Source organism: Saccharothrix texasensis (assembly GCF_003752005.1).
Taxonomy (GTDB): Bacteria; Actinomycetota; Actinomycetes; order Mycobacteriales; family Pseudonocardiaceae; genus Actinosynnema; species Actinosynnema texasense.
Genome location: NZ_RJKM01000001.1, coordinates 2,956,760 through 2,975,388 on the forward strand (window position 1 = coordinate 2,956,760; position 18,629 = coordinate 2,975,388).

Genomic DNA, 18,629 nt, shown 5'->3' on the forward strand with positions numbered 1-18,629 from the left:
GGGCGTCGACTTGATGCTATTTCACGTCGATCAGCAGCGCTGCTGAAAGGAATTTCGCCGATGTCAGGCAAGATCAGAGGCGGGAGGCTGCTCCCGTTGACGGCGATCACTTTCCTGCTCATGGCAATCGTGACGTCGAACGCCCAGGCGGCCGTGACCACCAATCAAACGGGCACCAACAACGGGTACTTCTTCTCGTTCTGGACCGACAGCCAGGGCACGGTCTCGATGGACCTGGGCTCCGGCGGCAACTACAGCACGTCGTGGCGCAACACCGGCAACTTCGTGGCGGGCAAGGGCTGGGCCACCGGCAGTCGGCGGACGGTCAACTACTCCGGCAGCTTCAACCCGTCGGGCAACGCCTACCTCACCCTCTACGGCTGGACCCGCAACCCGCTCGTCGAGTACTACATCGTCGACAACTGGGGCACTTACCGCCCGACCGGCACGTACAAGGGCACGGTCACCACCGACGGCGGCACTTACGACATCTACAAGACGACCCGGTACAACGCGCCGTCGATCGAGGGGAACAAGACCTTCGACCAGTACTGGAGCGTCCGGCAGTCGAAGAAGACGGGCGGCAGCATCACGTCCGGCAACCACTTCGACGCGTGGGCCCGCAACGGGATGAACCTGGGCAGCCACGACTACATGATCCTGGCGACCGAGGGCTACCAGAGCAGCGGCAGCTCGAACATCACCGTCGACGGCACCTCCACCGGCAACCCCGGCAACCCGGGCACGGGCGGCTGCACCGCCTCCCTGTCGGCGGGCGACAAGTGGAGCGACCGCTACAACCTCAACGTCTCGGTCAGCGGCTCGTCCAACTGGACCGTGACGATGAACGTGCCGTCGCCCGCGAAGGTCCTGTCGACCTGGAACACCAGCGCGAGCTACCCGAACGCGCAGACGTTGACCGCGAAGCCCAACGGCAGCGGCAACAACTTCGGCGTGACGATCCAGGCGAACGGCAACTGGACCTGGCCGTCGGTCTCCTGCGCCGCCGGCTGACCCTCCTGACACGAGACACCCGCACCTCCGTGGCGCGGCGGCCCCGGCCGCCGCGCCACCGCGCTGTCCGCGGCGTGGCAGGCCCGGCTCAGGCGCGCACCCGCTGAGCCAGGAGGGCGGCGAACTCGGCCCGCTGCTCCTCGGTCATCAGGTGCTTGTGGACCGCCAGGGCCTGCACCTTGCTGATCACCAGGAACCACGCGTCGGGCTGCTCCTCGACCCGCTGGACCGTCGACCAGGCCATCCGCTGCGCGTACGCCTCGGCCTCCATGGTGAAGCCGACGTCGTCCACGGTCAGCTGGTAGCCCTGCCGGACGACGGGGTTCTGCGCGCGCAGGCTCTGCCGCACCATGAACGGCTCCAGCGCGAACGCGTAGAGCAGACCCAGGCCGATCAGCAGGAGCGGCACCAGCCGGCCGACGCCCAGGAGCAGCAGCAGGACGCCGAGCGGCGCCATGACCGCGCCCGCGAGGCGCAGCTTCTTGACCGACGGGCGCAGCACGAACTTGATCGTCCGGCGCAGGCGCTGCTCGTCGTAGGGGACCTGGAGGATAATCCGCACGCGCGGATGCTAATCGGGTCGCGGCGGTGACGACGGCGGATCACCGGCCCTCACCAGGAGAGCTCGCCGCGTTCGAAGGCCAGCAGCGCGCGCTTGCGCTCGATGCCGCCGCCGTACCCGGTCAGGCCGCCGGTCGAGCCGACGACCCGGTGGCAGGGCACGATGATGCTGACGGGGTTCCTGCCGTTGGCCAGCCCGACCGCGCGGGGTGCGGTGGGCCGGCCGATGCGGGCGGCCAGCTCGCCGTACGACGTCGTCTCGCCGTGCGGGATCTCCTTCAGCGCGTCCCACACCGTCTGCTGGAACGGGGTGCCCGCCATCGCCAGCGGCAGGTCGAACACCGTCCGCCGGCCCGCGAAGTACTCCTCCAGCTGGGCGACCACCTCGCCGAACGGCGACGCGTCCCGCTCGCCGAAGGTCTCCAGCGCCGGCCGGTGGCGGTGTTCCGGCAGGTAGAGACCCGCGAGCACACCGCCCCGCGCCACCAGCGTGAGCCGGCCGACCGGGCTGTCGACCACCGCGTGCACGGCCACCGCGGCCGGCACGGGCCTCACCACGCGAGCACGCCGCGCGAGCGGTCGGTCCTCGTGCGGGTCGGCCTCGACTTCGTTGCCGTGCATGGAGAAGACGCCTTCCGCCGGTGTGGAACGGCGCATCGTAACAGCGCGGGTCACCGGTTGGCGTCGTCCCGGGCCAGGCGCAGCCACCCCAGCAGCAGGGCGCCGGCCGCCCAGCAGAGCATGGTGACCACCGAGGACGTCCGCGTCATCCCGGGCACTTCCCCGATCAGCAGGAACGCCGCCCCCGAACCGGGCAGCAGGTCGGCGAGCGCGGACATCCACTCGTAGCCGAAGTTCGGCAGCATCAGCGGCAGCACGAGCATCAGCAGGAACACCGTGACCAGGGTGCCCGCGGTGTTGCGGAGCAGGAAGCCGAGCCCGAGCGCGAACGCCGACCCGGCGGCGAAGACGAACGCGACGTCGGGCAGCACGTCCCAGCCGCCCGCCAGGGTGAGCAGCGGCCGTGCCGCGACGAAGGACGCGAGGGTCGCGGCGGACGCCAGCAGCACGCCGACGACCGTGGCCGCGCCCACCGCCACGCTCGCCCGGGACAGGAACAGGACCGCGCGCCGCGGTGTCCACTGGAGGCTGGGCACGATCCCGCCCGTCGCGTAGTCGGACGTCACGGCGGTGAGGGCGAGGGCGAGCAGCGCGAACTGGCCCGGCAAGCCGGTGACGGCCGCCGCCGTCCACGCCGTGCCGCCCGGCGTCGGATCGGGGTCGGCGGCCGCTTCCAGGCCCGCGATGGTGGCGATGCCCACCATCGTCGCGGCCGCCGCCGCCAGGAACCACCAGGTCGCCTTCACCGTCCACAGCCGCGTCCACTCGGCGGCGCAGGCGCGCGCGAACACGCGGCCGACGCCGACCTCTCGCGCCGTTGCCGTCACCGTGCCTCCTCCGTCGTGAGCACGGGCTCGCGGCCGTGGTACTCGACACTGCTGTTGGTCAGTTCCAGGTAAGCGTCCTCAAGGGACTGTCGCACCTCGGACAGGTGGTGCAGCGGGACGTTCAGCGCGTGGGCGAGCCCGCCGACCTCCTCGGCGGTGCCGCCGTCGACCCGCAGCTCGCGCGCGTCGACCCGCTGCGCGTCGAACCCGTGCTCGCGGAGCCTGGCGAGCAGGTGGTCCGGTTCGGGGCTCAGCACGCGCACCTGGACGTGCCCGAGCCCGCTGAGGATCTGCTCCGTCGTGGCGTCGGCGATGAGCCGGCCGCGGCCGATGACGACCAGCCGGTCGGCGATCTGCTCCATCTCGCCGAGCAGGTGGCTGGAGATCAGCACGGTGCGGCCCTCGTCGGCGAGCTGCCGCAGCAGGCCGCGGATCCACCGGACGCCGTCGAGGTCGAGCCCGTTGATCGGCTCGTCGAACATCAGCACGGCGGGGTCGCCGATCAACGCCGTCGCGATGCCCAGCCGCTGCCTCATGCCGAGCGAGTAGCCCTTGATCCGCCGGCGTGCCGCGCGACCGAGGCCCACCCGTTCGATCACCTCCTCCACCCGGCGGCGCGGGAGGCCGTTCGACCGGGCGGCCACGCGCAGGTGGGCGCGCCCGGTGCGGCCGGGGTGCGCCGCGCCGGGGTCGAGCAGCGCGCCGACCTCCCGGAGCGGCTCGGCGAACGCCGCGTACGGCCGCCCGTTCACCAGCGCCGTGCCGGAGGTCGGCCGGTCGAGGCCGAGCACGACCCGCATCGTGGTGGACTTGCCCGCGCCGTTCGGGCCGAGGAACCCGGTCACCTTGCCGGGCTCGACGGTGAAGCTCAGGTCGTCCACCGCGAGCACGTCGCCGTAACGCCTGGTCAGTCCGCGCACCTCGATCACCGGTCGCCCTCGTCCCCGGTCGGGGCGACGATGACGCCGTCCTCGTCGTCGTCCACCCATTCGAGCAGGTCGCCGGGCTGGCACTCCAGCACCCGGCACATGGCTTCCAGCGTGCTGAACCGCACCGCCTTCGCCCGCCCGTTCTTCAGCACCGCCACGTTCGACGGCGTGAGCCCGATCCGCTCGGCGAACTCGCCGACGCTCATCTTGCGCTTGGCCAACTCGACGTCGATGCGCACGATGATCGCCATCAGATCACCTGCTCCATGTCGGACCGCAGCGTGGTGGCCTGCCGCAGCAGCGCGCGCATCACCACCATCAGCAGCCCCACCACGGTGATGCCGATCGACATGAGGAACAGCACGAGCGGCACGCCGGGGTCGTCCGCGTTGAAGCCGACGTAGAGGAAGAAGCACTGGAACACGACCCACGCGGCGGCGATGGCCCACACGATCGCGTCCACCCACTTCAACGACGCCTCGCTGAAGATGCGGTCCTTCTCGACCAGGGTGAGCAGCTTCCAGATGGACACCACGACGACCTGCACGCACAGCACCCAGAACACCGACACGGCGGTCAGCGGCCACCTCAGGTGGGCCAGGTCCGGCGACTCCTCGGCCATGTGCCGGAACTGCCCCGGCAGCGACATGACTTGGAACAGGACCAGGACGCCGAACATCAGCACGAGGAACACCCGGAGCGCGACAACCGCTCGATGCGTTGTGACCATGCATCGAGTCTCGCGCGCTACCTATCGAATGTCAATCGGTATCTACCGTTTTACGTTGAGTCAACGGTTCGTCACGGTTGGTCAGGCGAGGAGCCGGCGACCTCCTCCTCGCGCTCGGCCGCGACGTCCCGCGTCCAGGTGAGCTTGATCTTCAGGTGGCCCTCCACCCCGGTCTTCGCGATCACCGCGCCGGCCTGCGCGGTGAGCTTCACGCCGAACTCCACCTGCACCTCGTCCGGCCGCACGTCCATCTCGCGGAAGTTCGCCAACGCGGTCGACGCGGCGGCGCGGACGTGCCGCAGCGCGCCGTCCAGCGACGTCGCGGCGGACCGGATCACGTCGCCGCCGCGCGAGACCGGCGAGATCTCCGGCCCGTCGGACTCCACCTCGACCAGCACCGCGTCGTCGTCGGGCAGGGAAAAGCTGATCAACTCGGGCACACGTCCCCCTGGTAGGCGTCCTGCGGCACCATCTTCCGGACCGCGTCGTCGGTGTTCGGGTCGGCGAGCAACCCGCACAGCCGGTCCATGATCTCGTCGGTGGACCGCTGCTCGCGCACCGGCTCCACCGCGAGCACCCGGTCCAACGGCGACGGCCGGTCCGCGTGCGGCAGCACCAGGCCGACCGTGCTGGTGCTGATCAGCGCGAGGGGGCCGGTCGCGAGGTCCGCCAGCGGCACCAGGTAGGACCAGCTGTGGTCGTACGCCACCGTGCCCCGCTTCTCCCCCGTCGGCAACGCCCACGTGGACAGGAAGTCACGTCGCGTGCCGGCGACGTCCCTGAGGTCGGTGGAGGTCGTGTCGTAGCCGGCCGACCAGTAGACCAGCAGGGTCGCGCCGGCGGCGTCGAGCCCGACGGCGCCCAACCCCTCTTCCCGGGACAGGCCGCCCACCAGCGTGGTCACGGCCCGGGATCGCGCGTCCCAGACGACGACCTCGCGGCCCTCGCCCGATGTGGACACCGTGGCGACGAAGGTGGTCCAGTCCAGGCTGACGGCGGTCGTCGCGGTGTGGCCGGTGATCTCCCGCCTGGTCGACTCGCCGGCGAGGTCGACGTCCGACAGCACGGTCCGGAGGGACGGCGCGGCCGCGTCGGCCACGGTCTCCCGCAGCACCGCGTCGCGCCCGCCCGGTCCCAGCCACAGGCCGGTGATCCAGCTGTGCCACGGCAACCGCCGCGCCTCGCGCTTCTCCCCGGTGCGCAGGTCCCACGACACCAGGTCGTTCTCGGTGGCCCCCGGCCCGAGCGAGGAGTGCTTCGACAGGACGACGGCGACCACCTCGTCGTCCCGGTCGATGCTCAGCACCGCGTTCACGAACGTGAACCCGCCGAGCTGCACGGCGGACGCGACGCGGCGCTCGTCGAGGTCGTAGACCACCAGGCAGGCCAGCGAGGAAGCCATGCTCGCCGGCACGCACGTGGGGTAGTCGGCCGGGTCGATGCGGGGCAGGCCCTCGAGGTCGACCGGCCCGGTGACCGAGCTCTTGGTGCTGTTCCAGCTGACCGACTGCGTGAAGGCGACGTACCGGCCGCCGCGGCTGATCGTCACCTCCGAAGCGACGTCGGACGGGCCGAACAGGTGACCGAGCGGGATGGCCGTGACCCGGTCGCCCGCCACCTCCCACACCACCACGTGGCGGGCGGAGTCCGTGGTCGCGAAGCGGCGGCCGTCGGCGCTGACCTTCTTGGACATCCGGACGACGTCGACGGACTTCGAGGACGGGTCCTGGGCCGACGTGCCGGACCCGACCGCGGTGTAGTCCGGCAGCAGGCGGTCCGCCGGGTCGACGCCCCAGTCCGGTGACCGGGTGAACCGGACCTCGGGGTCGGTCCGGTAGGCACGCAGCGCCAGTTGCACGCCACCGTGGCTGTCGGCGGCGTGCAACGCCTCGGACTTCGCCACCAGGTCACCCGCCGCGAGCGCCGCCCGCCGCTCGTCGACCGTGCGGTAGGTGAGCACGGCCGCGACCAGGGCCACGACCAGGACGGCCGCCGTGCCCGCGGCCCGCCGTCGCCGCCTCCGGTTGCCCGCCGCCAGGTAGGCCCGTTCGGCGGGGGCCAGGTCCGCGTGGTGCTCGCGCGCCCAGCGGTTGGCGTCACGCAGGTCCGGGCCGGCCAGGAGGCGGCGGGGCGCGAACCGCTCGTCCGTCCAGCGCCGCATCCGCTCGCGCAGGCTTTCCTGCCACGTGCGGAACTCCCGGTGCTCCGCGGCGGCGTCGCGCAGGTGCCCCCACTGGGTCAGCAGGGATTCGTGCGCCAGCTCGACACCCGGCTCGGGCTCGACGCGCAGCACCAGCAGGCGGGTGCTCGCGAGCCGTTGGGCGATGGCCCACTGGTCCTCGTCCAGCTCGTCGCGGCGGGCCGTGCGGCGGACCGCGAGGTCGCCGTCGGGCAGCGGGCGGACCAGCTGCACCAGCAGGCGGGTGGCGACCCGGCGCGACGCGGGGTCCAGCGCGGCCCAGACGTCCTGGGCGTAGCCGGCGAGCGCGCCGCGCACACCGCCCAGCTCGTCGTAGGCCTCGTGCAGGAGCAGCCCGCGGCGGCGGCGCGCCCACAGCTCCGTCAGGGCGAACTGGAGCAGCGGCAGCGGGCCGGCGGCGCGCTGCACGTCCTCCACCAGCCGGTCGACCAGACCCGGCTCGTAGGCCACGGTGCCGATCCGGGCCAACGGCGCGGTGATCACCCGGCGCAGCTGGGACGACGTCAGCTCGCCGACCGTGACCGGCAGCCAGCCCGCGGCCAGCTCCACCGTCGCCGGGTTGCGCAGGCCGGCGCCGAGGAACGTGTCGCGCAGGTTCAGCAGCACGGACCACCGGGCGGCCGGCCGGAGCGCGGCCCGCAGCACACCGGTGAACTCCGCCTGGTCGGCCGCCGGGTAGCCGAAGACCTCCTCGAACTGGTCGACGGCCACCACCAGCCGGTCGTGGCCCGTCCGCTCCAGGACGGCGGCGACGACGTCCGCGACGCCGCCGCCGGTCAGGCGCTCCACCAGCCGGTCCACGCGTTCGGGCGACGTGCCGCCCGGGGTGAGGAGCCGGTCGAGCGCGCCGGCCAGCGACCGCAGGGGCGTGCCGGCGTCCGAGGGGCGCAGCACGGCCACCGCCGCGTCCGACCGGAGCCTCGGCAGCACACCGGCGCGCAACAAGGACGACTTGCCGACCCCCGACGGCCCCACCACGCACACCGCGGGAGCGGCACGCGCCAGCTTCACCAGCTGCTCGGCCTGCTCCTCGCGTCCGAAGTACAGCTCGGCGTCCTGCTCGTCGAAGGGCCGCAACGCCCGGAACGGCGGCTCCCGCTCGATCACCTCGGCCAGCTCCGGCCACGCGGACAGCACCGTGTCCACGGTGATCATGTACCCCATCTTGGGCGGCGCGCCGGTGATCCTGCGGACCACCATGCCGACCGCGGCGTCCAGCTCCGGCCCCCACACCGGCGAACCGGAGAACCCCGGCTCCAACGCGGACTCGCGACCGGGTTCGCAGTGGATCTCCACCCACCCCGTGGCCACCGGGCCGCCCCGCCGGCCGTAGACCCAGCTGCCCATCTCCAGCCGCCGCGGGAACCCCACCATCACCAACTGGTCGGGGGTGACCCCGCCCGACCTCGTGAGCACCAAGGGGGCGGCGCCGGCCGGCGGCGCCCCGACCAGCTCCAGGCCGGCGACGTCCCCGCGCAGGTCCTCGTCCACCGGAGCCCAGGCCACCACTCGGCCGGACACCCGCCGACCGGCGGCCACCAACGGGAAGTCGACCTCGACCGGCCCGGCCGGCCACTCGCCGTCGACCCCGCCGAGCGCGTCGGCGACCACGTGCGCGGCCGTGACCACGTGCCGGGGCCCGGCGAGGAACCCCGCGCCGACCACCACCTCACCGCGCCAGATCCGGACCAACGCCGCTTCGACCGGAACCCGTTCCACGCCACACCCCCTGGTCACGGCCGATCAAGGCTACCCAAACGCCGCCTCCGGGGTGGTGGAACGGGCTAGCCTGGCCCGAGGGCGACACAGGGGACGGCTCCGGCCGGGATGAGGGGTGCCTGATGCCAGGTTCCGCACGCTCGTGGAAGCGCTTCGCGGCGATCGGCGCGGTCGCCGCCGTCGCGCTCACGGGGGTCACGACACCGGCCGGCGCGGCCACGTCCACGACCTTCGGGCCGGTGACGATCACCGGCGTGCCGCCCCTGGGCAAGAAGATCCACCTGGTCCGGGAGATGGGCCGGATCGAGGCGTCGATGACGGCCGGGCAGACCGCCTACGTCTACTCGACCCTGCGCGCGTACGACTCCGGGCACGTCAACCTGGTCGACAACGAGGTGCGCTGCGCCGGCGCGGGCGGCAGCAACGTCGTCGTCGGCGAGAACATCGACCCCGCCGGCACCGCCAACCCCGGCCGCGGCGACATCACGCTCGTCAACCGGTTCCTGGTCTCCGCCACGACGACCGGCACGCTGTCGTGCACCCTCTACCTCCGGACCCACTCGCTGGCCGAGGCCACGTCCTCGTTCACGGTCAGCGGCACGCTGCGGTTCGCCTCCCTCCAGGTCGCGGAAGACGTGAACGGGACGGCGATGCAGACGTCGCTGCCCAACGGCAACATCGTGGTCGGGAGCGACGACGTCTACACCCCCGTCCTCGACCGGAGGATCGGGACCGGCCACTCGCAGGTCGCCGTCATCGCGGACGTGGAGTACATGTCCTGCCTCCCCGCCGTGTGCAAGTACTCCTACACGACGTCCAGCGCGCGCTTCACGTTGTTCGCCCACCAGATGAACGGCGACGCCTTCTGCTCCTCCGCGGAGATCGCCCAGACGAGCGTGACGGTCAACCGGCAGACCCACCACAAGGTCGTCCCCCTCTACACCACGATCCCCCTGGTCCCGGGCTGCGACCGGATCTACGCCTACGTGCGGGCCGAGCACCAGGGCGGCCCCACCGGCGCCATCCAAGGACAGGCGGACAACCTGACCGACGAAACCGGCTCCGCCGGCCCCGGTGTGCCGCAGCACAACTCGGCGATGACGCACCTGTTCGCCGTGCCCAGCTAGCGGCACGTCTCGGAGGGGTGACCCGGCAACCGGTCCTCGACCTCTGCGACCACCGGCCCGACGACGGACGGGTGATCTGCCTGGACGACCTGCAACCGCCGTCACGGCGTGATGCACGTGCTCGCCGCCATCGTCGCGTTCACCCGCCGGAGAAGGGCTCATCGGCGGGTGCGTCCTTCGCGGCCCGCCCGATCCGGGCCGGCTCCCGGCCCTCCTCCACTGACAACGGCCGGACGGACACTTCCGGACGACGAGCCACTACCGCCTCTCGCACACGATCTACATGACCAGCCTGGCCTGTCAGCCCACCACGCCGATCACCGGGTCGACGTGCAGAGACGCAGCACCAGCTCGGGCACTGCCCGGGAGTCACGGGAGCAAGCGCCCCGACGGTGGGTCGCCCGCCGCCCCGAGCCTGGCCCGCAGGGCGGCGGCGCGGTGGTCGCCGAAGTCGTCCAGGACCTCCAACGCCCGGTGCCGGCAGCTCGTCGCCCGCTCCGAGTCGCCGACGTGCGGCGCGGAGGCGCCCAGGGTGTCGAAGGCGGCGGCCAGGTCGGGCCGGTAGGCGTGCTCGGGCCTGATGGCGATCGCCTGCTCGCACAGGGCGATGGCCTTCCCGTGGTCCCCCAGCGCCTGCCGCACGCGGGCCAACTGGTCCAGCGTGAAGACTTCCCCCTCGCGGTCATCGGACCGCCGGCGCAGGACCAAGGCGCGTTCGGCGTGGGCGAGGGCTTCGTCGTAGCGCCCCAGCCCGGCCAGTGCCCGGCTGCGGTTCGTCCGGACGAACGCCTCCTGCCGCCCGTTGTCCGTGCCGCGGCTCAGCGCCGGCGGCAGCCCACCGCACACCCCGGCCAGCCGCACCACGTCGTCCTCCTCGACGCCGGCCCGGCGCGGGCCGATGATCCGGCGCAGCAGCTCGACGGACTCGGTCCCGGGCATCACGGCGAGCTTCACCGGCATCGCGGCCTGGGAGATCAGCTCGCTGAGCGCGGCCCGGCTGGTCACCACCACGAGACACCCCGGCGCGCCCGGCAGCAGCGGCCGGACCTGCTCCGCGGCGCGCGCGTTGTCGAGCACGACCAGCACCCGCGAGCCCGCGAGCAGCGACCGGTACAGCGCCGCCTGCTCCTCCACCCCGGGCGGCACCGCCTTCGGGCCGACGCCGAGCGCGCGCAGGAAGCGGAACAGGACCTCGGCCGGGGTCGCCGGCTCGCCGGGGCCGTAGCCGCGCAGGTCCGCGTGCAGCGTCCCGTGGGGGAAGCGCTCCTGCACCCGGTGCGACCAGTGCAGGGCCGACGCGGTCTTGCCCACGCCGGCGGCGCCCGCGACCACCGCGACCGCCGAGGGACCGTTGTCCGCCACGCGGGCCGCCGGCGCGTCCAGGGCCGCCACGTGCTCGGCGCGGCCGGTGAAGTCGCCGACCGCCGCGGGCAGCTGCCTCGGCACGGGCAGGCGCCGGCCGTCTCCCACGGCCAACGTCACGTGGCCGATCGAGCCGGCCTGCACCACCGCGCCGTTCACCACGCCGTGCACCTCGGCGTGGCCGGTCGACGTCTCGGGCACGACGACCAGTGTGTCGCCGCGCGCTTCGCGGTGTGGCGGATCCGGTGATCTCTTCACCCCGAAGGCCCATGACCGGCCCGGAGTCGCCCCAGGATTGCCGCTTGATCCGTTTGGGCACACCACCCTGGTGACTACGACACGGGATGCGCGGCAGGTGGTCGTCGTCGAGCGGTTCGTGGTGCGGAGCGCGGTGTCGTTGGTGGCCGCTTCCGCCGCCGGTGTCGCGTTCGCGGTGGTCATGGCCGTCGTGTGGACGGGGTGGGCGCCCGTGCGCGAGGTCGACCAGGCGATCTCGGAAGGGCTCACGCGCTGGGTCGGCGGGTCCGGTGGGCTCGGCGCGGTGCTGGGCGGGATCACGCGGCTCGGTGACACGGCGACGCTCACCGGTGTGACGGCGCTGGCGGTGGCGTGGCTGCTGCTGCGCCGGCGGCCCCGGGTGGCGGCGCACGTGGTCGTCACGACGGTCGGCGGCGGGTTGCTCGGCGTGGTGGTGAAGGAGCTGGTCGGGCGGCTGCGGCCGCTGGTGGAGGTCGAGGTGGCCACCGCGCCGGGCTGGAGCTTCCCCAGCGGTCACACGTTGGGCGCCACCGTCACCTACGGCGTGCTGTTGCTGGTGTTCGCGTCCGCGCGGCGGGCACGTCGCCGGTTGACCTCGCTGGTCGTCGTGGTCGTGGTGCTGGTCGGCTGCACGAGGGTGGCGCTCGGCGTGCACTACGCCACCGACGTCCTCGGCGGCTGGCTGCTCGGCCTGGTGTGGTTGGCCCTGACCACCGAGGTGTTCCGCCAGTGGCGGCGCGACGAGGGCCTGCCGGAGGCGCCGCTGTCCGGTGGCCTGGCGCCCGAGGCGGCGGACGACCTGCGGCCGTTGGCCGGACGCCCGGTCCACGTGCCGTCCGACCTCCGGCTCGTGGCGGCCCGGCTGCTGGTGGTCTGGGTGCTGCTGCTGGGCGCGTTGTTCGCCCTCGGCTCGTGGCTCACCGCCGCCGGCCCGGACGTGCCGACCGCGTGGGACCGGGGCGTCGTCGAGTGGATCGCCGAGCGCCGCGTCCCCGGCTGGGACGCGGCGATGGGCAAGGTCGAGGCCTTCAGCGGCACGTGGCCGGTGATGGGCGCGGCGGTGGTCGTCTGCGTGCTGGCGCTGGCCAGGACGCGCTCCTGGCGGCCCGTGCTGCTGGTCGTCCTGGGGATGCTGGGCGAGGTCACGCTGTTCCTGCTCACCACCGCGATCATCGAACGCGCGCGCCCGGCGGCCAAGCTCCCCGAGCACCTGCCGCCCACGTCGAGCTTCCCGTCCGGTCACGTCGCCGCGTCGTTGGTGCTCGGCGCGTCGGTGGCCGTCCTGGTCGTGCGCGGCACGACCAGGTGGTGGCGGTGGGTGGTGGCGGCGACCGCCCTGGCGGTGCCCGTGGTGGTCGCCGCGCAACGCCTCTACACCGGCGTCCACTACCCCACCGACCTGCTCGGGAGCCTCCTGCTGGCCCTGCCGTGGGTCACCGCGGTGACCCTGGCGACGATCAGCGCGGCTCCGCCGGCAGCAGGTCCGGGTCCGCGGCCGTGGAGCAGGCCGCACTGAGCCCCTGCCCGGTCCGCGACGCCTGCTGGGTGACGGTCATCGCGCCGACCGGCGACGCCGGCGCGGTGTCGTCCTGGTGCTGCCCGGACGCCCGGCGCGGGTTCCCGACCGCGGCACGCGCCTTGGCCGGCCAGTCGGCGTACCGCTCCCGGGTGTGCGCGTCCGGGAACACCAGGCGCGCCAGGTTCGGCCGGTGCTCCGGCCGGTCCGGCGCGGCCGGGTCGAGGTGGCCCGCGTACAGGGCCGTGCCCGGCCCGGTTCCACGCCGGCACGTCGCGACCACCGCCAGTTCCTCCCGGCGTTTCGCGTCCATGGGGCAGGTCTCGACGCCGCCGGTTCGCTCAGCCACACCCTGTCAGTGTGTGCCGGGACGCGGTGGACAACGGGGGTGCGGGCGGCGACCGGTTCGGTGACCGGCGCGGCGGCCTTCGGGTGGACAATGGCCCGTCCGTGCTCGAGACCCGGGTACGGTTTTGGGTCCTCGACCATTCGAAAGCATTCGAAGTCGAATGCGGTCGAATGGCTCGGGAGAGGAGCGTTCCGGGCACACTTCCGGGCGATATGGAATATGCGGGGCATTGATCGATTAACCGGTAAAGCTCTTCCGGGCCAGTCGTTTCCCTGCTAACGTCCGAATTCTGGGAGCGTTACCGAAACAAATCCGCCGCCACCTGTTCCGATCATCCGACCAGGGAGCCGAAGATGCCACTGAAGTCATCACCAGGCCTGACCGGCAGGCGGCGGGCGCGTCGCGGGATCGCGGCGGCCGCGGCACTCGCGTTCGCCGCGGCCACGGCGCTCGGGGCGGGCCCGGCCGCCGCGGACGTGACAGCCGCGGCGCGCGTGGACAACCCGTACGCGGGCGCGTCGGTGTACGTGAACCCGGACTGGTCCGCGAAGGCGCGGGCCGACGGCGGGTCGGCCATCGCCAACCAGCCGACGTTCATCTGGATGGACCGGATCGCCGCCATCAACGGCGTGAACGGGACGCGGGGCCTGCGCTCGCACCTGGACAACGCCCTGAGCCAGGCGGCCGGCCGCACCATGGTCGTCCAGTTCGTCATCTACAACCTGCCCGGCCGCGACTGCGCCGCGCTCGCCTCCAACGGCGAGCTGGGCCCGGACGACCTGCCGCGCTACAAGACCGAGTACATCGACCCGATCGCCGCGATCATGCGCGAGTCGAAGTACGCGAACCTGCGCATCGTGACGATCATCGAGATCGACTCGCTGCCCAACCTCGTGACGAACGTCGGCGGCCGCCCGACCGCCACCGCGGCGTGCGACCGGATGCTGCAGAACGGCAACTACGTCAACGGCGTCGGGTACGCGCTGGCGAAGCTCGGCGCGATCGGCAACGTGTACAACTACATCGACGCCGCCCACCACGGCTGGATCGGCTGGGACGACAACTTCGGCGCTTCCGCGACGCTGTTCGCCCAAGCCGCCCGCGCCTCGGGCAGCACGGTCGACAACGTCACCGGGTTCATCGCGAACACGGCGAACTACGGCGTGCTGAAAGAAGACCACTTCACCATCAACGACACCGTTAACGGCACGTCCGTGCGCCAGTCGAAGTGGGTTGACTGGAACCGCTACGTGGATGAGCTGTCGTTCGCCCAGGCGTTCCGCACACAATTGATCAGCGCCGGATTCCCGTCGAACATCGGCATGCTGATCGACACTTCGCGTAACGGCTGGGGCGGTTCCCAGCGCCCGACCGCGAAAGGGCCGACGACGAGCGTGGACGCTTACGTCGACGGTGGCCGGTACGACCGCCGCATCCACCTCGGCAACTGGTGCAACCAGTCCGGGGCCGGCATCGGCGAGCGGCCGAAGGCGAGCCCGGCCTCGGGCATCGACGCCTACGTGTGGGCCAAGCCGCCGGGCGAGTCCGACGGCGCGAGCCGGGAGATCCCGAACGACGAGGGCAAGGGCTTCGACCGGATGTGCGACCCCACGTACACGGGCAACCCGCGCAACGGCAACAACCTGTCCGGCGCGCTGGCCAACGCCCCGCTGTCCGGCCACTGGTTCTCCGCCCAGTTCCGCCAGCTGATCGCGAACGCCTACCCGCGGCTCTGAGCCGGCAGGGGTTCCGGGCCGACCACGCCCGGAACCCCTGTCCGACGTCCGCTCACCGGGCTGCGGCCGACCCGACGCCGGGCGGTCCGGTGCGCGGTCCGCGACCGCCTCGGACCACCGCAGCCGTCAGCCGGTGGCGATCTGCCGCTCCGCCAGCCGCTCCGCCGCCTGGCGGCGCGCGGGCGTGAACGGGTCGGCGGGCGCGGCGACCCACCCGCCGATCTTGCCCGCGACCCTGGTCAGCAGGTTCCCGGGGCGTACGTCCACCCGGAAGTGGCCCTCCTGCGGGTGCTCCCGGGAGTCTCCACCCCAGCGGACCACGCCCTCGCACTCGGCGAGGACGTCGCGGACGATCGCCAGCTCGTGCGGGAACAGGCCACCGGTCGCCCCCGCCGGGTACTTGGCGGGCAGCACGGCGATGGCGGTCCCGGAGCGGTGGTCGGCCGCGAACGGCGTGCCGGCCGGCGGCTCGGCGTAGCCGGTGATGTCGTTCGCCCCCAGCGCGGCGACCTCGTAGTGGAAGCGCCGGGCCACGTGCAGCAGCACGACGGCGGCCGGCCCGGACAGCAGCGTCACGGACGCGTTGGAGCCCTCGACCGGGAACGTGGCGAGGCCGTCCGGACGAGCGGGCGGCGCGGCGGGGACGGGCGGCGCGGCGGGGGCGGGCGGCGCGGCGGGGGCGGGCGGCGCGGCGGGGGCGGCCGCTGCGGGCACGGCCAGGCCGACCGACGCGGCGACGGCGAGGCTGCCGGTGATGGTGAGGAACCGGCGACGCCCGAGCGGGCTCGCGTCCTCGGCGGGTTCGGTCATGGTGGCTCACTGCTCCTCGCGGGATCGGGGGTTTCGGCGGGCGGCGACGGCCAGTCCCGCGAACAGCGCGGTCGCGGTGAGCAGCACGACGACCGCCGGGTTCACGTAGGCGGGCACGAGGTCCTGGTAGGCGTTGCACCGGCGGGACAGCGGGAAGTAGGTCACCTGCCCGTAGTCCCGGTCCCACCCGCCGTGCGCCAGGACGCACGTCTCCCGGATGTCCGGCGTGTACAGGTGGATCGCACCCCAGGCGTAGACCAGGAACGCCGCGAACGGCGCGCACGAGGCGGCGACCGCCCACCGCCGGGCCGTTCCCGGTACGCGCACGGCTCCTCCTCCTCGCACGCCACCCGGGCGTGCCGTCAGCTGCGCGACAACCTCTCGATCGTCTCCGCGTAGCCTTGCAGGAAGGGTTCGAGCTTCGCCGAGGGCAGCTGCGCGGGCAGCAGGCAGACCCCGCCGGTCCTGCGGATCGCGGCCTCGGTGAGCGCGGCGAGCTGCGAGTCCGCGGTGCTGCCGCCCAGCGCGTTCCAGGCGGCGTCCCGGACGCCGGTCACCGTGCCCCCGTAGCGGCCGAGGTAGAACTGCCGGAACCTGGTCCGGTGCCCGTCGGTGAGGTGGGCCCGGATCGCCTGGTCGATCCGGGCGCCGGCGCGCACCGCGCTGCCGATCAGGTAGCCGTCGACGTCCTCCACGAGGTCGTTGAGCGGGAACGACGACAGCACGGTGATCTTGGCCAGGCGGTCGGCGCAGAACGCGTACCCCGAGGCGTACTCCTCGCCGTGCGACCGCCACTCGCCGTAGAACGTGGCCAGGTCGCCCGACCAGCCGCCGAAGTCGCCCCGCCCGTTGTTGCCCTTGAGGTAGACCGCGTTGGCGGTGGCGCCGAAGTGGTCGACGTTGACGGTGATGCCGAGCGAAGGGTCCACATAGGACTCGACCCTGGCCGGGGCGTGGGCCTGCGCGTGGTCGATCCACGCCTGGTCGACGTTGCCGATCAAGGTCTCCCAGCCGGACCAGAGACCGTTGTACGCCGGGTACCGCAGGTACTCCACGACCCGCTGGTTCGGGTCGCCGCCGTAGGCCACCGCCGTCGCGTAGAGGCCGTCGACGTACCGCAGGTAGGCGTCGACGGGCGAGTCGCCGCCGCCGACGTTCTCCGGGCCGACGCCCCGGTCGTTGCCCCGGCGGACGTCGCGGTCGAGCGCGAAGACGTCGCCGCCCGCGTCGAAGTCGAACTCCTTGATCTGGTTGAACGACCAGTTCGCGGGCAGCGGGAAGCCCAGGTTGCCGGAGAAGCCCCACGACATGCCGGACACGAACGAGTACCGCGCGAACGCCTGGTCGCTGACCTGCGCGCACACGTTGCGGGAGCCGTAGACACCCGCGACGTACCGCTTGCCGCGGGTGCCGAGACCGGCCTGGATGCCTTGGAAGTAGGGGATGACGTGGCTCGCGATCTGCTCGCCGGTGGCGTCGTAGTCGACCGCGAAGTAGATCACCGTGCCCCGGTTGAAGCCGTAGCCGACAGCCCGGTCGTGTGCCCGCAGCGCGTGGTCGTAGCCGTTGGACCAGGTGAAGTCCTCGACCGAGTCGGCGGCGTACTGAGAGATGGGGAACACCCGCATGCCGCCGGTGAAGATGGCGTCCAGCTCGCCGGGCTGGAGCTCCTTGTCGAGGGTGCTCCACGGGTCTTCGTCGAGGTAGCGGCCGACCACCTCGTACCCCGCCGCCTTCAACGCCCGCGCGCGAGAGACGCTGATGTGGAACCGGGTGTCGCTCGCGCCCGCCGGCCGGTCCGGGTCGCCGGTCGACACCAGCAGCTGCGCCCAGGTGGCGTAGTCGCCGATGCCGGTGCGGGCGAGGACGGAGAACTCCTGGAACAGGCCGACGAAGTCGCCCAGCGCCGCGTCCCAGCTGGAGGTGAACGCGGCGAACGCACCGCCGACGCCGCCGTTGAACACGCAGGCGGCGCTGAACAGCCGCACCCAGGCCGCCGGGGAGCCGGGCCGCACGGTGTTGGCGCGCAGGCCGTTCTGGGTGCCGGGCCCGAAGTTGCCGGTGGCCTGGTCCTCCGGGATGCCGATCTGGTACTGGATGGCCCGCATCAGCGCGACCTGCACGTCCCGCGTGTAGTGGCCGTCGCACGGGATGACGAAGAACGTCGACTTGGTGATGTAGGTGGCGTTGAGCCAGCGCTGGATGTCCCGCACCTCGACCCGGCCGCCCGACAGCAGCACGTAGGCGTCCATGTTGAGGATCGCTTTGAAGACCTTCGGCGGGAGGTGGCCGTCGGCGGCGAACCCGATGTCGCTCTTGAGTTCGCGCACCGCGTCGTACACGTCGGTGTCGTAGACGCCGGTCGACGTGTCGCCCGCCCAGTAGCCCTTGCAGAACAGACCGTGCTTCGCGATCCGCACGATGTTCGCATTGGGGTAGCCGGGGCCGACGTCGCCCCGCTCGGCGAGCCTGCCCAACGTGGTCGGGCCGAACGAGTCGGAGAGGGTGGCGATGCCCAGTTCGTGCTGCAACGCGCGGGTCAGCGAGAACATCACGTCCCACCCGGTCACCCCGTTCTCCGCGCAGCGCGCGTAGCCCGGCACCGAACCGTAGGTCGAGTTCACCCAGCGCTGGGCTTCGAGCACCTTCGGGTCAGCCATCGTCCGTGTCCCCCCGGATCGACCGACCGCCGCCGCGATCCTGCGGAGGCAGCCGGGAATCGGAAATCGCCACTCGGCGAACGCCGCGCGAATGCACACCGGGCACGACAGGTCCGCGGTGATCGGCGATCACGGTGCCCGGCGGTGCACGCCACCCCCAGGCAGCGAAAAATGACGCTAACGACGCCCCGATGGGCCGTCAAGCGACTG

The 18,629-nt window shown here is 72.5% G+C and carries 17 protein-coding genes; 4 read left to right on the top strand and 13 right to left on the bottom strand.

Annotated features, from left to right (window positions below; genetic code table 11):
- Positions 1-120: 120 nt before the first annotated feature.
- The gene (locus EDD40_RS11700; protein ID WP_170185032.1) at positions 121-1,014 is read left to right on the top strand and encodes a glycoside hydrolase family 11 protein; all 894 of its coding nucleotides are present in this window, start codon (positions 121-123) and stop codon (positions 1,012-1,014) included.
- An 88-nt stretch (positions 1,015-1,102) separates the two neighbouring features.
- Here EDD40_RS11700 and EDD40_RS11705 read toward each other — a convergent pair whose 3' ends face one another.
- The 8 genes from EDD40_RS11705 to EDD40_RS11745 form a co-directional block, all read right to left on the bottom strand.
- Positions 1,103-1,576, bottom strand: a complete 474-nt coding sequence (locus tag EDD40_RS11705; RefSeq protein ID WP_123742925.1) for a YcxB family protein — start codon at positions 1,574-1,576, stop codon at positions 1,103-1,105.
- A gap of 50 nt (positions 1,577-1,626) precedes the next feature.
- Positions 1,627-2,109, bottom strand: a complete 483-nt coding sequence (locus EDD40_RS11710) for a methylated-DNA--[protein]-cysteine S-methyltransferase (RefSeq protein ID WP_246038311.1) — start codon at positions 2,107-2,109, stop codon at positions 1,627-1,629.
- A 137-nt stretch (positions 2,110-2,246) separates the two neighbouring features.
- Positions 2,247-3,023: a hypothetical protein gene (locus EDD40_RS41625; RefSeq protein WP_170185033.1), complete on the bottom strand. Its 777-nt coding sequence runs from the start codon at positions 3,021-3,023 to the stop codon at positions 2,247-2,249.
- A complete protein-coding gene (locus tag EDD40_RS11725) occupies positions 3,020-3,952 on the bottom strand; it encodes an ABC transporter ATP-binding protein (protein WP_123742927.1) in 933 nt (310 codons plus the stop codon). Before EDD40_RS11725 ends, EDD40_RS41625 begins: the two co-directional genes overlap by 4 nt.
- Positions 3,949-4,203, bottom strand: coding sequence for a helix-turn-helix domain-containing protein (locus tag EDD40_RS11730; RefSeq protein WP_123742928.1), 255 nt, complete (start codon positions 4,201-4,203; stop codon positions 3,949-3,951). Before EDD40_RS11730 ends, EDD40_RS11725 begins: the two co-directional genes overlap by 4 nt.
- Positions 4,203-4,682: a DUF2975 domain-containing protein gene (locus EDD40_RS11735; RefSeq protein WP_123742929.1), complete on the bottom strand. Its 480-nt coding sequence runs from the start codon at positions 4,680-4,682 to the stop codon at positions 4,203-4,205. The genes EDD40_RS11730 and EDD40_RS11735 overlap by 1 nt, the downstream gene beginning before the upstream one ends.
- Before the next feature lie 71 nt (positions 4,683-4,753).
- On the bottom strand, positions 4,754-5,122 hold the full coding sequence (locus EDD40_RS11740) for a CU044_2847 family protein (RefSeq protein WP_123742930.1): 369 nt from the start codon (positions 5,120-5,122) through the stop codon (positions 4,754-4,756).
- Entirely contained in the window at positions 5,110-8,601 is a 3,492-nt protein-coding gene (locus EDD40_RS11745; protein WP_170185034.1) for an nSTAND1 domain-containing NTPase, read from the bottom strand. Before EDD40_RS11745 ends, EDD40_RS11740 begins: the two co-directional genes overlap by 13 nt.
- Before the next feature lie 122 nt (positions 8,602-8,723).
- Here EDD40_RS11745 and EDD40_RS11750 point away from each other — a divergent pair, with 122 nt between their 5' ends.
- Positions 8,724-9,728 (top strand): hypothetical protein, encoded by a 1,005-nt coding sequence (locus EDD40_RS11750; protein WP_123742932.1) that lies wholly within the window; start codon positions 8,724-8,726, stop codon positions 9,726-9,728.
- A gap of 369 nt (positions 9,729-10,097) precedes the next feature.
- On the opposite strand, the gene EDD40_RS11760 is transcribed toward EDD40_RS11750, so the two are convergent.
- The gene (locus EDD40_RS11760) at positions 10,098-11,291 is read right to left on the bottom strand and encodes a tetratricopeptide repeat protein (protein WP_123742933.1); all 1,194 of its coding nucleotides are present in this window, start codon (positions 11,289-11,291) and stop codon (positions 10,098-10,100) included.
- Between the two features lie 127 nt (positions 11,292-11,418).
- Between EDD40_RS11760 and EDD40_RS11765 the strand changes: the two genes are divergently transcribed.
- Positions 11,419-12,864 (top strand): phosphatase PAP2 family protein, encoded by a 1,446-nt coding sequence (locus EDD40_RS11765; RefSeq protein ID WP_148088761.1) that lies wholly within the window; start codon positions 11,419-11,421, stop codon positions 12,862-12,864.
- On the opposite strand, the gene EDD40_RS41630 is transcribed toward EDD40_RS11765, so the two are convergent.
- Positions 12,806-13,213, bottom strand: coding sequence for an MmyB family transcriptional regulator (locus EDD40_RS41630; protein WP_246037612.1), 408 nt, complete (start codon positions 13,211-13,213; stop codon positions 12,806-12,808). The genes EDD40_RS11765 and EDD40_RS41630 overlap by 59 nt on opposite strands.
- 353 nt (positions 13,214-13,566) lie before the next feature.
- On the opposite strand from EDD40_RS41630, the gene EDD40_RS11775 reads away from it, so the two are divergent.
- Positions 13,567-14,949, top strand: coding sequence for a glycoside hydrolase family 6 protein (locus tag EDD40_RS11775; protein ID WP_123742935.1), 1,383 nt, complete (start codon positions 13,567-13,569; stop codon positions 14,947-14,949).
- 126 nt (positions 14,950-15,075) lie between these two features.
- On the opposite strand, the gene EDD40_RS11780 is transcribed toward EDD40_RS11775, so the two are convergent.
- The 3 genes from EDD40_RS11780 to EDD40_RS11790 are packed head-to-tail and all read right to left on the bottom strand — an operon-like array spanning position 15,076 to position 18,419.
- Positions 15,076-15,759 carry a hypothetical protein gene (locus EDD40_RS11780; protein WP_170184860.1) on the bottom strand — a complete coding sequence of 228 codons (684 nt, stop codon included), beginning with the start codon at positions 15,757-15,759 and terminating at the stop codon, positions 15,076-15,078.
- A gap of 6 nt (positions 15,760-15,765) precedes the next feature.
- Positions 15,766-16,086 (bottom strand): hypothetical protein, encoded by a 321-nt coding sequence (locus tag EDD40_RS40985; RefSeq protein ID WP_148088763.1) that lies wholly within the window; start codon positions 16,084-16,086, stop codon positions 15,766-15,768.
- Between the two features lie 35 nt (positions 16,087-16,121).
- Positions 16,122-18,419: a glycoside hydrolase domain-containing protein gene (locus EDD40_RS11790; RefSeq protein WP_123742938.1), complete on the bottom strand. Its 2,298-nt coding sequence runs from the start codon at positions 18,417-18,419 to the stop codon at positions 16,122-16,124.
- Positions 18,420-18,629 lie beyond the last annotated feature (210 nt).